15 protein-coding genes are annotated in these 14,470 nt (G+C 52.2%); all 15 read left to right on the forward strand.

Features of this window, described 5'->3' with window-relative positions; genetic code table 11:
• Nucleotides 1-41 precede the first annotated feature (41 nt).
• The 15 genes from spoVG to A0V43_RS15490 all read left to right on the forward strand — a co-directional run bounded on the left by spoVG (nt 42) and on the right by A0V43_RS15490 (nt 14,388).
• Complete coding sequence (spoVG, locus tag A0V43_RS15420; protein WP_003247437.1) at nt 42-332, forward strand: septation regulator SpoVG; 291 nt, start codon at nt 42-44, stop codon at nt 330-332.
• A gap of 132 nt (nt 333-464) precedes the next feature.
• A complete protein-coding gene (glmU, locus tag A0V43_RS15425) occupies nt 465-1,841 on the forward strand; it encodes a bifunctional UDP-N-acetylglucosamine diphosphorylase/glucosamine-1-phosphate N-acetyltransferase GlmU (protein WP_063193522.1) in 1,377 nt (458 codons plus the stop codon).
• Between the two features lie 12 nt (nt 1,842-1,853).
• Entirely contained in the window at nt 1,854-2,801 is a 948-nt protein-coding gene (locus A0V43_RS15430; protein ID WP_063193523.1) for a ribose-phosphate diphosphokinase, read from the forward strand.
• 77 nt (nt 2,802-2,878) lie between these two features.
• Nucleotides 2,879-3,511 (forward strand): 50S ribosomal protein L25/general stress protein Ctc, encoded by a 633-nt coding sequence (locus A0V43_RS15435; RefSeq protein ID WP_063193524.1) that lies wholly within the window; start codon nt 2,879-2,881, stop codon nt 3,509-3,511.
• A 60-nt stretch (nt 3,512-3,571) separates the two neighbouring features.
• Entirely contained in the window at nt 3,572-4,132 is a 561-nt protein-coding gene (pth, locus tag A0V43_RS15440; RefSeq protein ID WP_063193525.1) for an aminoacyl-tRNA hydrolase, read from the forward strand.
• 110 nt (nt 4,133-4,242) lie between these two features.
• On the forward strand, nt 4,243-4,473 hold the full coding sequence (locus tag A0V43_RS15445; RefSeq protein ID WP_011229562.1) for an anti-sigma-F factor Fin: 231 nt from the start codon (nt 4,243-4,245) through the stop codon (nt 4,471-4,473).
• 89 nt (nt 4,474-4,562) lie between these two features.
• Nucleotides 4,563-8,096: a transcription-repair coupling factor gene (gene mfd, locus A0V43_RS15450; RefSeq protein WP_063193526.1), complete on the forward strand. Its 3,534-nt coding sequence runs from the start codon at nt 4,563-4,565 to the stop codon at nt 8,094-8,096.
• A 208-nt stretch (nt 8,097-8,304) separates the two neighbouring features.
• Complete coding sequence (spoVT, locus tag A0V43_RS15455; RefSeq protein ID WP_011229564.1) at nt 8,305-8,841, forward strand: stage V sporulation protein T; 537 nt, start codon at nt 8,305-8,307, stop codon at nt 8,839-8,841.
• Between the two features lie 274 nt (nt 8,842-9,115).
• The gene (locus A0V43_RS15460; RefSeq protein WP_063193527.1) at nt 9,116-10,666 is read left to right on the forward strand and encodes a putative polysaccharide biosynthesis protein; all 1,551 of its coding nucleotides are present in this window, start codon (nt 9,116-9,118) and stop codon (nt 10,664-10,666) included.
• Nucleotides 10,667-10,672: 6 nt separating this feature from the next.
• Nucleotides 10,673-12,133 (forward strand): bifunctional methyltransferase/pyrophosphohydrolase YabN, encoded by a 1,461-nt coding sequence (gene mazG, locus A0V43_RS15465; protein WP_063193528.1) that lies wholly within the window; start codon nt 10,673-10,675, stop codon nt 12,131-12,133.
• A gap of 12 nt (nt 12,134-12,145) precedes the next feature.
• Nucleotides 12,146-12,427, forward strand: coding sequence for an RNA-binding S4 domain-containing protein (locus A0V43_RS15470; protein WP_012820451.1), 282 nt, complete (start codon nt 12,146-12,148; stop codon nt 12,425-12,427).
• A 121-nt stretch (nt 12,428-12,548) separates the two neighbouring features.
• On the forward strand, nt 12,549-12,854 hold the full coding sequence (yabP, locus tag A0V43_RS15475; protein ID WP_012820452.1) for a sporulation protein YabP: 306 nt from the start codon (nt 12,549-12,551) through the stop codon (nt 12,852-12,854).
• Nucleotides 12,851-13,483 (forward strand): spore cortex biosynthesis protein YabQ, encoded by a 633-nt coding sequence (yabQ, locus tag A0V43_RS15480; protein WP_012820453.1) that lies wholly within the window; start codon nt 12,851-12,853, stop codon nt 13,481-13,483. Before yabP ends, yabQ begins: the two co-directional genes overlap by 4 nt.
• A 16-nt stretch (nt 13,484-13,499) precedes the next feature.
• Nucleotides 13,500-13,871, forward strand: a complete 372-nt coding sequence (locus A0V43_RS15485) for an FtsB family cell division protein (RefSeq protein ID WP_012820454.1) — start codon at nt 13,500-13,502, stop codon at nt 13,869-13,871.
• A 118-nt stretch (nt 13,872-13,989) separates the two neighbouring features.
• Nucleotides 13,990-14,388 (forward strand): S1 domain-containing RNA-binding protein, encoded by a 399-nt coding sequence (locus tag A0V43_RS15490; RefSeq protein ID WP_011229571.1) that lies wholly within the window; start codon nt 13,990-13,992, stop codon nt 14,386-14,388.
• The last annotated feature ends 82 nt before the right edge of the window (nt 14,389-14,470 follow it).

The following is a 14,470-nucleotide window of genomic DNA, read 5'->3' on the forward strand; positions in this document are numbered from 1 at the left end:
ATTACATCGAGTCTCATATAGGGGAAAAGGTGGTGAGCAAAATGGAAGTGACAGACGTAAGATTACGCCGCGTCAATACCGAAGGACGGATGAAAGCGATCGCCTCCATTACGTTGGACAACGAGTTCGTCGTCCATGACATCCGCGTCATCGACGGAAACAATGGGCTGTTTGTCGCGATGCCGAGCAAGCGCACACCAGATGGGGAGTTCCGTGATATCGCTCATCCGATCAATTCCGCCACGCGCGGGAAAATCCAGGAGGCGATCCTCGCTGAATATCACCGCCTCGGGAAGTTGGAAGAAGAACTTGAAGAAGCTGGCGCTTCGTAAACATATGAAAGGGAGCTTAGGTGAAATTCACCAAGCTCTCTATTTTTTTGAAAGCCGCATTGTTTCCTTGAAAAGTGCCACTGATTCATATATATTCAATTATGGATAAAAGGGTAATTGGAGGCCTTTCACATGAAGCGATATGCGGTCATTTTGGCGGCCGGACAAGGGACGAGGATGAAATCAAAGTGGTATAAAGTGCTTCATCCCGTTTGCGGCAAGCCAATGGTTCAGCACGTCATCGACCAAGTGTCAAAGCTTGGGGTGGAAAAAACGATTGCGGTAGTGGGATTTGGGGCGGAACAAGTGAAAGAACAGCTCGGCTCCCAGTGTGAATATGCCCTGCAGGAGGAGCAACTCGGGACGGCGCATGCAGTCATGCAGGCGGCTCCGCATTTGCGCGGCCTTGAAGGAGTGACGATTGTCGTCTGTGGGGATACGCCGCTCATCACCGCTGAGACGATGGAGATGCTCGTCGCGCATCATATGGCCGCCAAGGCGAAGGCGACTGTATTGACGGCCATCGCTGATGATCCGTCCGGATATGGCCGCATTGTCCGCAACCAGGCTGGCCATGTCGAGAAAATTGTCGAACATAAAGATGCGAGCGAGCAAGAGCGGAACATCCGCGAGATTAACACAGGAACGTACTGTTTTGACAATGAGACACTGTTTCAAGCGCTTACAAAGGTGACGAATCAAAACGCTCAAGGCGAATATTATTTAACGGATGTGATTGAAATTATCAAAGCGGACGGCGGCATTGTATCCGCCTATCAGGCGCCGTCGTTTGAAGAAACGATCGGTGTAAACGACCGCATCGCTCTCGCTGAAGCGGAGCGGATCATGCGTGCTCGCATTTGCCGTCAACATATGAAAAACGGAGTCACGATCATCGATCCGGCTTCCACTTATATTTCCGCCGAGGCGGTGATCGGGCGTGACACAGTCATTTACCCCGGCACGGTGATTGAAGGCGAGACAGTGATCGGTGAGGATTGCGTCATTGGGCCCAATTCGGAAATTAAAAATTGCTATATCGGCCATCGCACATCGATTCGCCATTCGGTCGCCCATGACAGCGAGATTGGTTCGGATGTGACGATCGGCCCGTTCGCCCATATTCGTCCGCTGTCAAAAATCGACGATGAGGTGCGGATCGGCAATTTCGTCGAGGTGAAAAAATCGACGTTTGGCAAAGGAAGCAAGGCGTCGCACTTGAGTTATATCGGCGATGCTGAAGTCGGCGCCGATGTCAATCTTGGCTGCGGGTCGATTACGGTCAACTACGACGGCGTGAATAAGCATATGACCAAAATCGAAGACGGGGCGTTTATCGGTTGCAACGTCAATTTGATCGCCCCTGTTACGGTCGGTCAAGGCGCTTACGTCGCCGCCGGATCGACGATTACAGACGACGTTCCCGGCCGCGCCCTCGCCATCGCCCGCGCCCGGCAAGTCAATAAAGAACATTATGTTGATCGCCTGCCAGGCAAGAAAAAATCTTAGCGGAGGTCTATCATGTCTGACTGTCAGCATCAATTAAAATTGTTCGCTCTGAACTCGAACATGAAGTTGGCGAAGGAAATTGCAGAAGTCATGGGAATCGAGCTCGGCAAATGTTCCGTTTCCCGTTTCAGCGACGGGGAAATTCAAATCAACATTGAAGAAAGCATCCGCGGCGACGATGTGTTCGTCATTCAATCGACGAGCGTGCCGGTCAATGAGCATTTGATGGAGCTGCTTATCATGATCGACGCGTTAAAGCGCGCCTCGGCCCGCACGATCAATATCGTGATGCCGTATTACGGCTATGCCCGTCAAGACCGGAAAGCGCGTTCGCGCGAACCGATTACAGCGAAGCTGGTCGCCAACTTGCTCGAGACGGCCGGGGCGTCGCGCGTCATCACGCTTGATTTGCATGCCCCTCAAATTCAAGGATTTTTCGATATTCCAATCGATCATTTGATGGGTGTGCCCATTTTGGCGGATTATTTCAAAAGCAAACAATTGGAGGATATTGTCGTCGTCTCTCCGGACCATGGCGGTGTCACAAGGGCGCGCAAGCTCGCCGACCGTTTGAAAGCACCGATCGCCATTATTGATAAGCGCCGGCCGAAGCCGAACGTGGTGGAAGTGATGAACATTGTCGGGCAAGTGGCGGGGAAAACGGCTATTTTAATTGATGACATTATCGATACGGCCGGCACGATTACCCTTGCAGCCAACGCCCTCGCCGAGAATGGGGCGAAAGAAGTGTATGCATGTTGCACCCATCCGGTGCTGTCCGGTCCGGCGATTGAGCGCATCCAAAATTCCAGAATCAAGGAGCTTGTCGTCACCAATTCAATTGCCTTGCCAGAAGAGAAAAAAATTGATAAAATTGTAGAGCTGTCGGTGGCGCCGCTCATTGCCGAGGCCATTAGCCGCGTGTATGAAATGAAGTCTGTCAGCGTCCTGTTCGACTAACGCAGGAAAACATGTTTAGCCCTTCTTGTTTTAGGATAAAGTAGACAATAGATTCTAATTCAGGAAGGTGAGGAAACATGGCGATTGTGTTGGAAGCGAAGGAACGCGCAGACAAAAAACGTTCAACATTGCACCGCATTCGTTCACAAGGCGGCATTCCAGCGATTTTGTACGGCAAAAAAGTCGAAAACAAAATGATTTTCGTCAGCACTGCAGAGCTGGAGAAAGCGCTTCGTGAAGGCGGGCGCACAAGCTTGATGACGCTGAAAGTCGGCGGTGAGGAACATTCCGTGTTGTTGCGCGAACTGCAGCGCGACCCGTTGCGCGGTCATCTTCTTCACGCTGATTTTCAAGCGGTTGACATGTCAACGGAGGTCGATATTGATGTGGAAGTCCGCTTGGTGGGTGAAGCGCCTGGCGTGAAAGACGGCGGCGTGCTGCAGCAAAACTTGCATGAGCTGTCGATCCGCGTCTTGCCGGTGAACATCCCGCCAGTGATTGAAGTGGACATTTCCGGCCTGCAAGTGGGCGATACCGTCACCGTGGGCGATGTGAAAACGGACGGCAAATTTGAAATCAATCATGAACCTTCCGAGGTGATCGCCACGATCTTGCCGCCGCAACAAGAGGAAGAAATCGATAGCGGTGAACAGCAAGAGGCAGGACAGCCTGACGCTGCGGAAGGAAGAGAAACGACGCCAGAAGAGTGACAGACGTAACCGTTTCGGTTACGTCTTTTGTAGTATCATGCAAAGAGAGGAGCGCGAGGATTGAAGCTGTTTGTCGGGCTCGGCAATCCGGGCAAGGAGTATGAGCAAACAAGGCACAATGTCGGCTTTTTCGTCATCGACGAACTGGCGAAGCGCTGGAATGTATCGTTAAAAACCGCTAAATTTCGCGGCTTGTTCGGAACGGCGTCCGTTTCTGGCGAAAAAGTAGCATTATGCAAACCGTTGACATATATGAATTTATCAGGAGAATGTGTTCGCCCACTTATGGATTACTACGACATTGCCATCGATGATGTCATCGTTATTTACGATGACCTCGATCTCCCGCCAGGGAAAATCCGCCTTCGCTTAAAAGGGAGTTCCGGCGGCCATAACGGCGTCAAATCGCTCATTCACCACCTTGGCACCGAGCAGTTTAAGCGCATCCGCATCGGCATCGGCCGGCCGGCCGGCGGTCAGCCGGTCACGGACTACGTGCTAGGCCGATTTACAGAAGAGGAGAAACCGGCGGTGGACAAAGCGGTGCTGCGGGCGGCCGATGCGTGTGAACAGGCGGTGAAGGTGCCATTTATTCAAGTGATGAATGATTTTAACGAGTGAATATTTTCCTCTGAACTGGTGCACAATGTGAGTACGGGAGGCGGCCGAAGCGTCGGCTTTTCCTGCCTTGTGGACGGAACAGCAGGTGCCCAGTGAGGAGGTTGGCTTGAATGGCGCTACATTACTATTGCCGCCATTGCGGTGCAAAAGTCGGAACGATTGAGCAAATGCCGATATACAGCGAGAAACTGGGATTCCACCACTTAACGGAAGAGGAACGGCTCGAGATGATTTCGTATGAACCGAACGGTGACATTCATGTGAAAACGATTTGCGAAGACTGTCAAGAGGCGTTGGCGCGAAACCCGGAATGGCATCAATACGAAAAATTCATCCATTAAGGGCGGCTTTGGGCGACCAAAGCGTTTTTGCGTTTGCGAAAGAATAGTGAGACGGAAAGAAACTGGCGTTGAGAGGAGGGAGAATAGGGGTGCTTTCGTTGCATCGCTATTTAGCTGAAAACCAAGATGTCCGTACGATCATTGAAGGGCTCCATGTCCGTTTGAAGGAACAGCTTGTCGCCGGGCTGTCCGGATCGGCCCGGTCTGTTTTTATTTCCACGCTTTACAAGGAGACAGGCCGGCCGCTGTTAGTCGTGTCTCACAATTTGTTTCAGGCGCAAAAAATGTATGACGATCTCGTTTCATTGCTCGGACCGGAAGACGTATTCCTTTACTCGGTGAACGACGTGATCGCCGCTGAGATGGCGGTCGCCAGCCCGGAGCTGAAGGCACAGCGCTTAGAGATTATGAACCATTGGGCGCAAGGCGGAAAAGGAGTCGTCGTCTGCCCGGTCGCCGGCTTGCGGCGTTTGTTGCCGCCGCCGTCGCTTTGGAAGCAGTATTTGTTCACCTTCTCCGTTGGACAAGAGTTCGATGTAGAACGTTGTAAACAGAAGTTTGTGCAAATGGGGTACAAACGGGTCGGCACCGTTTCCGCCCCCGGAGAGTTCAGCGTCCGCGGCGGCATCATCGACATTTATCCATTGACCGCTGAGCTTCCGTACCGCATCGAGCTGTTTGATACGGAAATCGAATCGATTCGGACGTTCACTCCTGACGACCAACGTTCGCAAGGGCAAATCGAGCGCATCATGATCGGGCCGGCCGATGAAATCATTCTCGATGGCGAGACGCGGCGCCGAGGAATCGAGCGGATTGAAGCGGGGCTTGCGTCGAGTTTGGAGACGATGAAAGATGAGGCCGCCAAACAGCGGATGTATGAACATATTCACGCTGAACTTGAGCAATTGCGCGAGGGGCAGGAAATCGAGCAACAATATAAATATATGTCCCTTTTTTATGAAAAGGTTGCGAGTTTGCTAGATTACCTGCCAGAAGACGGCGTGCTGCTCATGGATGAAATGAGCCGGCTGCAAGAGGCGGCGGAACGGTTGGACCGCGAAGAGGCGGAATGGTATACGAGTTTGCTTGACGGCGGGAAAATGATTCATGGCGTGCCGCTTTCGCATTCGTTTTCTGAATTATTGCAAAAACATCGATTCCAGCGGGTATACTTATCGTTGTTTTTGCGCCATGTTCCGTATGCCCACCCACAAAACGTCGTCAATATTACGTGCAAACAGATGCAAAACTTCCATGGGCAAATGGCGCTTCTTCAATCCGAAGTCGAGCGATGGACAAAGGCAAACTATGCGGTTGTGTTTTTGGCGCCAAATGCCGACCGGGTGAAAAAGCTGCAATCATTGCTTCAAGATTATGAGATTGACGCGCTGCCGCTCGCGCGCGATGCGGCTTTGCTGCATGGCAAATGCCAGCTCCTTGAAGGAGATTTAAATACCGGGTTTGAATTGCCGTTGCAAAAAATTGCCGTCATCACAGAAGAAGAGCTGTTCAAAAAACGGGTCAAACGCCCGGTGCGCCGGCAAAAGCTGTCCAACGCCGAGCGGATCAAAAGCTACGCCGAATTGCAAGTCGGCGACTACGTCGTCCATGTCAACCATGGCATCGGGAAATATTTAGGCATCGAGACGTTAGAAATCAACGGGGTGCATAAAGACTATATTCATATCCAGTACCAAGGCGGCGATACGCTGTATGTTCCGGTCGACCAAATCGATCAAGTGCAAAAATACGTCGGCTCGGAAGGGAAAGAACCAAAAATTTACAAACTTGGCGGTTCGGAATGGAAAAAGGTCAAAAAGAAAGTGGAATCATCCGTCCAGGATATTGCTGAAGATTTAATCAAGCTGTACGCCGAGCGTGAGGCAAGCAAAGGATATGCGTTTTCGCCGGACACCGAGATGCAGCGCGAATTTGAAGCGGCGTTTCCGTATCAAGAGACGGAAGATCAGCTTCGGTCGATTGAGGAAATTAAGCGTGATATGGAGAGCGACAAACCGATGGACCGCCTCCTTTGCGGCGATGTCGGCTACGGGAAGACGGAAGTGGCGTTGCGGGCGGCGTTTAAAGCCATTATGGACGGCAAACAAGTGGCCTTTCTTGTGCCGACGACGATCCTAGCCCAACAGCATTACGAAACGGTGCGCGAACGGTTTCAAGGGTTTCCGATCAAGGTTGGTCTGTTAAACCGATTTCGCACGAAAAAACAGCAAGCCGAGACAATCAAAGGGTTGAAGGACGGCACGATCGATATGGTCATCGGCACGCATCGGCTGCTGTCGAAAGACGTGAAGTTTAAAGATTTAGGCTTGCTCATTATCGACGAGGAGCAACGGTTTGGCGTGGCGCATAAAGAAAAAATCAAGCAGCTGAAGGCGAACATCGACGTGCTCACCTTAACGGCGACGCCGATTCCGCGTACGTTGCATATGTCGATGATCGGCGTGCGCGATTTGTCGATCATCGAGACGCCGCCTGAAAACCGATTCCCGGTGCAAACGTATGTCATGGAATATACGCCCGAACTCGTCAAAGAGGCGATTGAACGTGAGCTCGCCCGCGACGGGCAGGTGTTTTTCCTTTACAACCATATTGAAGACATCGATTTGAAAGCGGAAGAAATCGCACAGCTTGTCCCGGAAGCGCGCGTCACTTACGTGCATGGCCGCATGTCGGAAACGGAGCTCGAATCGACCATTTTGGCGTTTTTGGAAGGGCAATACGATGTGCTGGTGACGACGACGATCATTGAAACGGGCATCGATATTCCGAATGTCAACACGCTCATCGTCTATGACGCCGACCGGATGGGATTGTCGCAGCTGTACCAGCTGCGCGGGCGCGTCGGCCGCTCCAACCGCGTCGCTTATGCGTATTTCACCTATCGGAAAGATAAAGTGCTCAATGAAGCGGCAGAAAAGCGGCTGCAAGCCATTAAAGAGTTTACCGAGCTCGGCTCTGGTTTTAAAATTGCCATGCGCGATTTGTCGATCCGCGGCGCGGGCAACATTCTCGGCGCCGAACAGCATGGCTTTATCGACTCGGTCGGATTCGATTTGTATTCGCAAATGTTGAAAGAAGCGATCGAGAAACGGCGCGGCATCAAGCGAGAAGACGAGCAGCCGGATGTCGTCATCGATGTCGAAGTCGACGCCTATATTCCGAGCACATACATTGCAGACGAATTGCAAAAGATCGAGATGTACAAGCGATTTAAGGCAGTGGAGACGCTCGAAGACGTTGAGGCGCTGCGTGAGGAAATGGTCGACCGCTTCGGCGATTATCCAGATGAAGTTGCGTATTTGTTCCAAATTGCGGAGTTGAAGGTGTTGGCCAAGCAGCTTGGCGTCGAATCGATGAAGCAACATAAGCAGCAAATTGACATCTTGTTTACTGAACCGGCATCGAAAACGGTGGAAATCCAGCGTCTATCTGACATCGGACGCCGGCATGGCCGCTTATTCGGGTTTGGCATGGACGGAGAGAAGCTGAAAATTGTGCTCTATATCAAGGAAATGAAGCCGCACGAGTGGCTGATGATTTTAGAAGAGACGCTGCGGCGGCTGTCTGGGGTGGAAAAAGAGAAGTCGGTGACGGCATAATCAAGAAAAAGTTTTATGATGTTTATCGTTTCCTGCATGTGGCGATAATGAAGGATGGGCAATTTTATCTAAAATGGCCAAAATCACTTTCATCACGTATAGAACGTGGATTGTGAAGGATACTAATGACAACAATGGTGAATTCCCCATTGCAAGGGTTCATCGGAGTATCCTTCAAATCCTAGATGAAAGTGAGGGTATACAAGGCATGAAAGCAACCGGTATTGTTCGTCGCATTGATGATTTAGGGAGAGTTGTCATTCCGAAGGAAATTCGCAGAACGTTGCGCATTCGCGAAGGAGATCCGCTCGAAATATTTGTTGACCGCGATGGAGAAGTCATTTTGAAAAAATATTCGCCGATCAGTGAATTAGGCGACTTTGCCAAAGAGTACGCCGAAGCGCTGTTTGACAGCCTCGGCCAGCCTGTGCTCATTTGCGACCGCGATGTATACATCGCTGTCGCCGGCGTTTCGAAAAAAGAGTATATGAACAAAAGCGTCAGCCCGTTGGTGGAAAAAGCCATGGAAGACCGCAATTCCATCCTCCATACGGAGGAAGGGGAAGTCGAGCTCGTTGACGGGATGACGGAAACGTTGAAATCGTATACGATCGGCCCGATTGTCGCCAACGGCGATCCGATCGGAGCCGTCATCATTTTATCGCGGGAGAAAACGCTTGGTGAAGTGGAGCATAAAGCAGTAGAAACAGCCGCCAGCTTTTTGGCTCGACAAATGGAACAATAGGCGAAACAACAAGGCAGCTTCACAGGCTGCCTTTTTTTCCGCCCGGCAAATGGGGCGAGATGCCTTGAATCCCGGAATCGCTTCCACATCCTGCTTTTTTCGTCCGCCTGGCTTGCGGAACAGCGCATGAAGCCGTGCGAGTTGACCATCACCTTTGTCCAACAGGCGGAAGTTGCGCTATAATATCGAGCGTAGCCATCATGGCGCTTGGCGGCTTCTATTGCCCTCCGGCGTCTAGGTTTGAGTGGGTTGTCTATGCGAGGGGAGAAACTGGATGGGAAACGTATGGAAAGGGGCGGCGATCTTAACGGCCGCCGCTTTGGCCGCAAAACTATTAAGCGCTTTGTACCGTGTTCCGTATCAAAATATGGTCGGGGACATTGGTTTTTATATTTACCAACAAGTATACCCGATTTATGGCATCGTCGTCGCACTCTCGCTGACCGGCTACCCGGTTGCCGTCTCGAAGCTTGTCGCCGAGCGGTTGGCGGGGCAGGATGAAGCGGGCGCTGCCGCTAGTGTGCGCGTCGCCTTGTTGGTGTTAAGCGTCCTTGGCGTCATCCTGTTTGCTTCGCTGTATCTAGGGGCGGGGGTGATGGCCTCGGCGATGGGCGATGGACGGCTTACGCCGCTCGTGCGCTTGCTTTCATTTTCGTTTTTGCTGTTTCCGCCCATCGCGTTGTTGCGCGGCTATTTCCAAGGGCGGCATGATATGACGCCGACGGCGGCGTCCCAAGTTGGCGAGCAATTCGTCCGGGTGACGGCGATTTTAGGGCTGTCGTATGGAGCGGTGCAGCGCGGCGCCGACGTCTATGCTTGCGGCATGGCAGCGGTCGCAGGGACGCTAATAGGCATGGCGGCGGCGCTTTTCATTTTGCTTTTCTTCCTGTCCCGGCGTCGGCGGCTAAAAACGTCGGGCCGCACGCCGCCAGCTTGGGATCGACAGGTGGGCCGGCGTTTATTGACGGCGGGGACGGTCATTTGCTTGACGAATATGGCGTTGACGCTGATTCCACTCGTCGATTCATTTTTATTCGTTCCGCTTCTACAGGAAGCGGGGGCAAGGCTCGATGAGGTGCAGCGGCTAAAAGGAGTGTACGACCGCGGTCAGCCGCTCATTCAGCTCGGCACGGTCGTCGGCACGTCGTTTTCATTGGCGCTTGTTCCACTTCTTTCCGGAGCGCGCCGCCAAGGTGCCGTTTTCGCCTATGGAGCGCTGTCCATCCGGCTTGCCGTTGTCATTGGGCTTGGTGCTTCGTTAGGGCTCATTTGCCTCATTCGACCGATCAATGCGATGTTGTTCGAGAATGACTACGGTTCGTCGGTTCTCGCCGTCTTGTCCTCCTCTGTCTTTTTTACTACGATCGCGTTGACCGCCTCTGCATTATTGCAAGGAATGGGGAGGGAATGGACGGCCGCTGCCGGCGTGGCGTTGGCAGTGGCGGGGAAGGCCGCGCTTATGCATTGGCTTGCTCCGCGGTTTGGAGCGCTTGGCGCCGCCGCGGCGACGACGGGTGCTTATGCGCTCATGGCAGGCTTTTTATGCGCCTTTTTGCCGCGTGAATATCGGACGGCGGGCCGGAAATACATGTACCCAACCGTGAAAGCGGCCGCTATGATGGCCGTCGTCTTGCATGGGTATAGGTGGCTGATGGACAGCTCGAGCGAGGGGCGGCTATGGGCGGCTGCCGAGGCGCTTGGCGGCGTTGCCATCGGTGCTGTCGTTTACCTTGCGTGTATTGTGAAAGGACATGTTTTTTCTGAACAGGAGTTGGCAGCTCTCCCATTGGCTAATAAATTCCGTCTACGATTAGGAGGCAGGTGATCGGCGATGAATACGATTTATGTGTTCGGCCTCGGCGCCGGAGATGTAAAACAGCTGCCGATCGGTGTGTACCGAAAGCTAAAGCGGGCGCATCCGCTCTTTTTGCGGACGAAAGAACACCCGGTGGTCAAATGGCTTACGGAGGAAGGGATTGCGTTTACGTCATTTGATGAAGTGTATGAAAAACACGAGCAGTTTGCTGATGTGTACGCTGACATCGTCGATCAATTGACGGAACAGGCGAAGCGCGGCGATGTGTTTTACGCTGTTCCCGGCCATCCGCTTGTTGCCGAGCGGACGGTGCAGCTTCTTTTCGAAGCTGAGCGGCGCGGCGTCTGCCGAATCGTGATCGAAGGTGGTCAAAGCTTTTTGGATGCGCTGTTTACGGCGGTGCGCATCGATCCAATTGAAGGGTTTCAATTGCTTGATGCGACGACTTTTCAAGGAGAAGAATGGTCGCCTTCACTGCATGCTGTTTTTTGTCAAGTGTACGATTCGTTTGTGGCCTCGAACGTGAAGCTTTCTTTGATGGAGCAGCTTCCCGACGATTACCCGATCTACATTGTCACCGCGGCAGGCACGAAGGACGAGCAAGTAAAGCGCGTGCCGCTTTATGAGTTGGACCGCGAGACGGAGCTTGACAACTTGACAAGCGTCTACGTGCCGCCGGTGAAGGACGAGCCGTTGCTTTACCACCGGTTTGAGACGCTGCGCCGCGTCATCGCCACGCTGAGAGGGCCGAACGGCTGTCCATGGGATCGGAAGCAGACGCATGCGTCGCTGAAGCGCTATTTGCTTGAGGAGGCGTATGAGCTGCTCGAGGCGATTGACGAGGGTGACGATGATCATATGGTCGAGGAGCTCGGCGACGTATTGCTGCAAGTGATGCTCCATGCGCAAATCGGCGCCGACCGAGGGTTGTTTTCGATCGACGACGTCATCCGCACGCTGACGGCGAAAATGATCCGACGCCACCCGCATGTGTTTGGCGATGTCACGGCCGAGACGGCCGAACAAGTCGTTGCCAACTGGGAGAAGATCAAGGAGAAAGAAAAAGGGGGCGGGCTTTCGGAATCGATTCTTGCCGACATTCCGAAAAGTCTGCCGGGGACGATGCGGGCGTACGAGCTGCAGAAACGAGCGGCGAAAGTCGGGTTTGACTGGGATGATGCCGCGCCGATATGGCAAAAAGTCGAAGAAGAAATGGCCGAGTTTCGAGCCGAAACGTCCGGCGGCCGTCGCGATCGGCTTGTCGGCGAGTTTGGCGATCTATTGTTCGCGCTCATCAACCTTGCCCGTTATTACGGGATTCAACCGGAAGAAGCGTTGCAAATGGCCAACGACAAATTTGCCCGCCGTTTCGCTTATATCGAGGAACAAGTGCGAAAAAGCGGCCGATCGATCACCTCGTTTTCGCTTGCCGAACTCGATCGTTTTTGGGAAGAAGCCAAAGAAAACGAACGGTAAGGGGATCATGCAATGCGCCTTGATAAATTTTTAAAAGTGTCCCGCCTCATCAAACGCCGCACGTTGGCGAAGGAAATCGCCGATCAAGGGAGAGTGTGGATCAACGGCCATGTCGCCAAAGCGAGCTCCGATGTGAAAGTCGGCGATGAATTGACGATTCAATTTGGGCAAAAGCGGGTAACGGTAAAAGTGACGGATCTAAAAGAAACAACGAAAAAAGAGGAGGCAACCGGGCTGTACGAATTGATCCGCGAAGAACGGACCACCCCGGCGCCGGAACAAGACGACGTCTAATTTGTCCTGCAGGCTTGTTCTAAACCATCCCCCGCTGACATACATATGGTACAAACAACGGATGAGAAAAGGCGGTTGGCCTTGCCGGCTTTCTATACTAAATGGAAATGCGGGGATGAACATGAGTCGACACGATGAATTTGGCGGAAGCACGAACAAAGGTCCGGTCCAGGAACATGATGTGATCATGCGCGGCCGGCGCCTTCTTGACATCACCGGGGTGAAACAAGTCGAGAGCTTTGACAACGAGGAGTTTTTGCTTGAGACGGTCATGGGCTTTTTGGCCATCCGCGGGCAAAACTTGCAGATGAAAAACTTAGATGTCGACAAAGGCGTTGTTTCGATTAAAGGGCGCATTTTCGACCTCGTTTATTTAGATGACCATCAGGAGAAGGCTAAAGGATTCTTTAGCAAGTTGTTCAAATGAATGTCAGCATACAGCTGTACACCATGCTGGCGATGATTGGCATGGGCGGCTGGCTTGGCCTGGCGTGGGATACGTACAGTCGGATGTTGAAACGGCATGAGCGGGCGCACTGGCTCGTCTTTGTGAATGACGTGCTGTTTTGGGCGGTGCAGGCGCTCATCGTGTTTTATGTGCTTCTTTTCGTCAATGAAGGCGAGCTTCGCTTTTATTTGTTTCTCGCGCTTTTATGCGGATATGCCGCTTATCAAAGCTTGCTCCGCTCCTTTTATGTTCGGGTGCTCGAGTGGTTCATTGGGCTTGCGGTAAGACTCGGACAGACGCTCGTTCAGCTGTTCCGCCTCATGGTCATGCGCCCGCTCATCCTCCTTGGGCAAATGGCGCTGGCACTTCTATTGTTCGCTTGGCGGCTTTTGTTGTGGATCGTTCGGTTTGTGCTGCTGGCTGTTTGGAAGATGATCCGCCTTTTGCTTGCTCCGCTGCGTTGGACGGGCATCATGATTTGGCGGCGGGTGCCGCCGCAAAGACGAGCCGGGGTGGAAAAATTTTTTCGACGTTTAAAAGGATTTGCTGGACAAATCAAGAATACAAAAGAGAAAATAAGCATGTGGTTTGCGAAATGGCGCGAGTAAAAGAGGTGTAAACGCGATGAACGTGCCCCGGAGAACGAATGTGACGAAGCTGTCGTCGACGTACATAGCTGAGCATGAGGAGAAAAAGCAGAAGGCGGCGAGAAGACGGCGGGCTGTCGCTGTCCGTTTGGTTGTCTGGTCGTTGTTGTTTGCGATGTTCGCCTCCGCTCTTGTCTACACCTTGCACTCGCAAGCGAAGGCGATCGATGCAAAAACGGCGGAACAGCAAAAGCTGAAAGAGCAGCTTGCGGAGCTTAAACGGAAGGAAAAGCAACTGAAAGAGGAAATGAAAAAGTTGCATGATGATGACTATATCGCCGAGCTGGCGCGGAAAAAATATTACTTATCGAAAGATGGAGAAATTATTTTCGTCTTGCCGGAAAAATAATTTTGCCTGCGAATGCCCGTTTTCTATGGGCATTCGTCATATTGACACGCATTTTTTTCATTCGCTATAATAAAAAAAACACCATCTTTAAAGCGTTTTAAGGAGGAGCACTTTTTTTATGTCGATTGAAGTAGGCAGCAAGTTACAAGGCAAGGTCACGGGCATTACGAAATTTGGGGCGTTTGTGGAGCTGCCGGAGGGGGTCACAGGACTCGTTCACATTAGCGAGGTAGCCGATAACTATGTCAAAGACATCAACGATCATCTGAAAGTCGGCGATATGGTGTATGTCAAAGTCATCAACGTCGGTCAAGATGGAAAAATTGGCCTGTCCATTCGCAAAGCAAAAGACACGCCTTCTTCGCAGCGGCCGCGCCATCGGACAAACGACCGCTCCGCGGCGGACAGCTTAGAACAAAAAATCAGCCGATTCTTAAAAGAGAGTGAAGACCGATTGGCATCGTTGCGCCGTCATACGGAGTCGAAGCGGGGAGGTCGTGGAGCGAGACGAGGGTAACTTGCTGCTGAAAGATTGTTTGAAGGATGACAAATTAGGAAACAAGCATCCGTCGCTATGGATGCTTTTTTGTTTCTGTATG

The organism is Geobacillus sp. JS12 (assembly GCF_001592395.1).
Taxonomy (GTDB): domain Bacteria; phylum Bacillota; class Bacilli; order Bacillales; family Anoxybacillaceae; genus Geobacillus; species Geobacillus zalihae.

Bases quoted from the DNA above. Each gene is read 5' to 3' on its own strand.
- A0V43_RS15470 (WP_012820451.1), top strand. From the start codon at position 12,146: ATGCGCCTTGATAAATTTTTAAAAGTGTCCCGCCTCATCAAACGCCGC.
- yabQ (WP_012820453.1), top strand. From the start codon at position 12,851: ATGAATGTCAGCATACAGCTGTACACCATGCTGGCGATGATTGGCATG.
- yabP (WP_012820452.1), top strand. From the start codon at position 12,549: ATGAGTCGACACGATGAATTTGGCGGAAGCACGAACAAAGGTCCGGTC.
- A0V43_RS15485 (WP_012820454.1), top strand. From the start codon at position 13,500: ATGAACGTGCCCCGGAGAACGAATGTGACGAAGCTGTCGTCGACGTAC.
- glmU (WP_063193522.1), top strand. From the start codon at position 465: ATGAAGCGATATGCGGTCATTTTGGCGGCCGGACAAGGGACGAGGATG.
- spoVT (WP_011229564.1), top strand. From the start codon at position 8,305: ATGAAAGCAACCGGTATTGTTCGTCGCATTGATGATTTAGGGAGAGTT.
- A0V43_RS15435 (WP_063193524.1), top strand. From the start codon at position 2,879: ATGGCGATTGTGTTGGAAGCGAAGGAACGCGCAGACAAAAAACGTTCA.
- A0V43_RS15490 (WP_011229571.1), top strand. From the start codon at position 13,990: ATGTCGATTGAAGTAGGCAGCAAGTTACAAGGCAAGGTCACGGGCATT.
- A0V43_RS15445 (WP_011229562.1), top strand. From the start codon at position 4,243: ATGGCGCTACATTACTATTGCCGCCATTGCGGTGCAAAAGTCGGAACG.
- A0V43_RS15430 (WP_063193523.1), top strand. From the start codon at position 1,854: ATGTCTGACTGTCAGCATCAATTAAAATTGTTCGCTCTGAACTCGAAC.
- spoVG (WP_003247437.1), top strand. From the start codon at position 42: ATGGAAGTGACAGACGTAAGATTACGCCGCGTCAATACCGAAGGACGG.
- A0V43_RS15460 (WP_063193527.1), top strand. From the start codon at position 9,116: ATGGGAAACGTATGGAAAGGGGCGGCGATCTTAACGGCCGCCGCTTTG.
- mazG (WP_063193528.1), top strand. From the start codon at position 10,673: ATGAATACGATTTATGTGTTCGGCCTCGGCGCCGGAGATGTAAAACAG.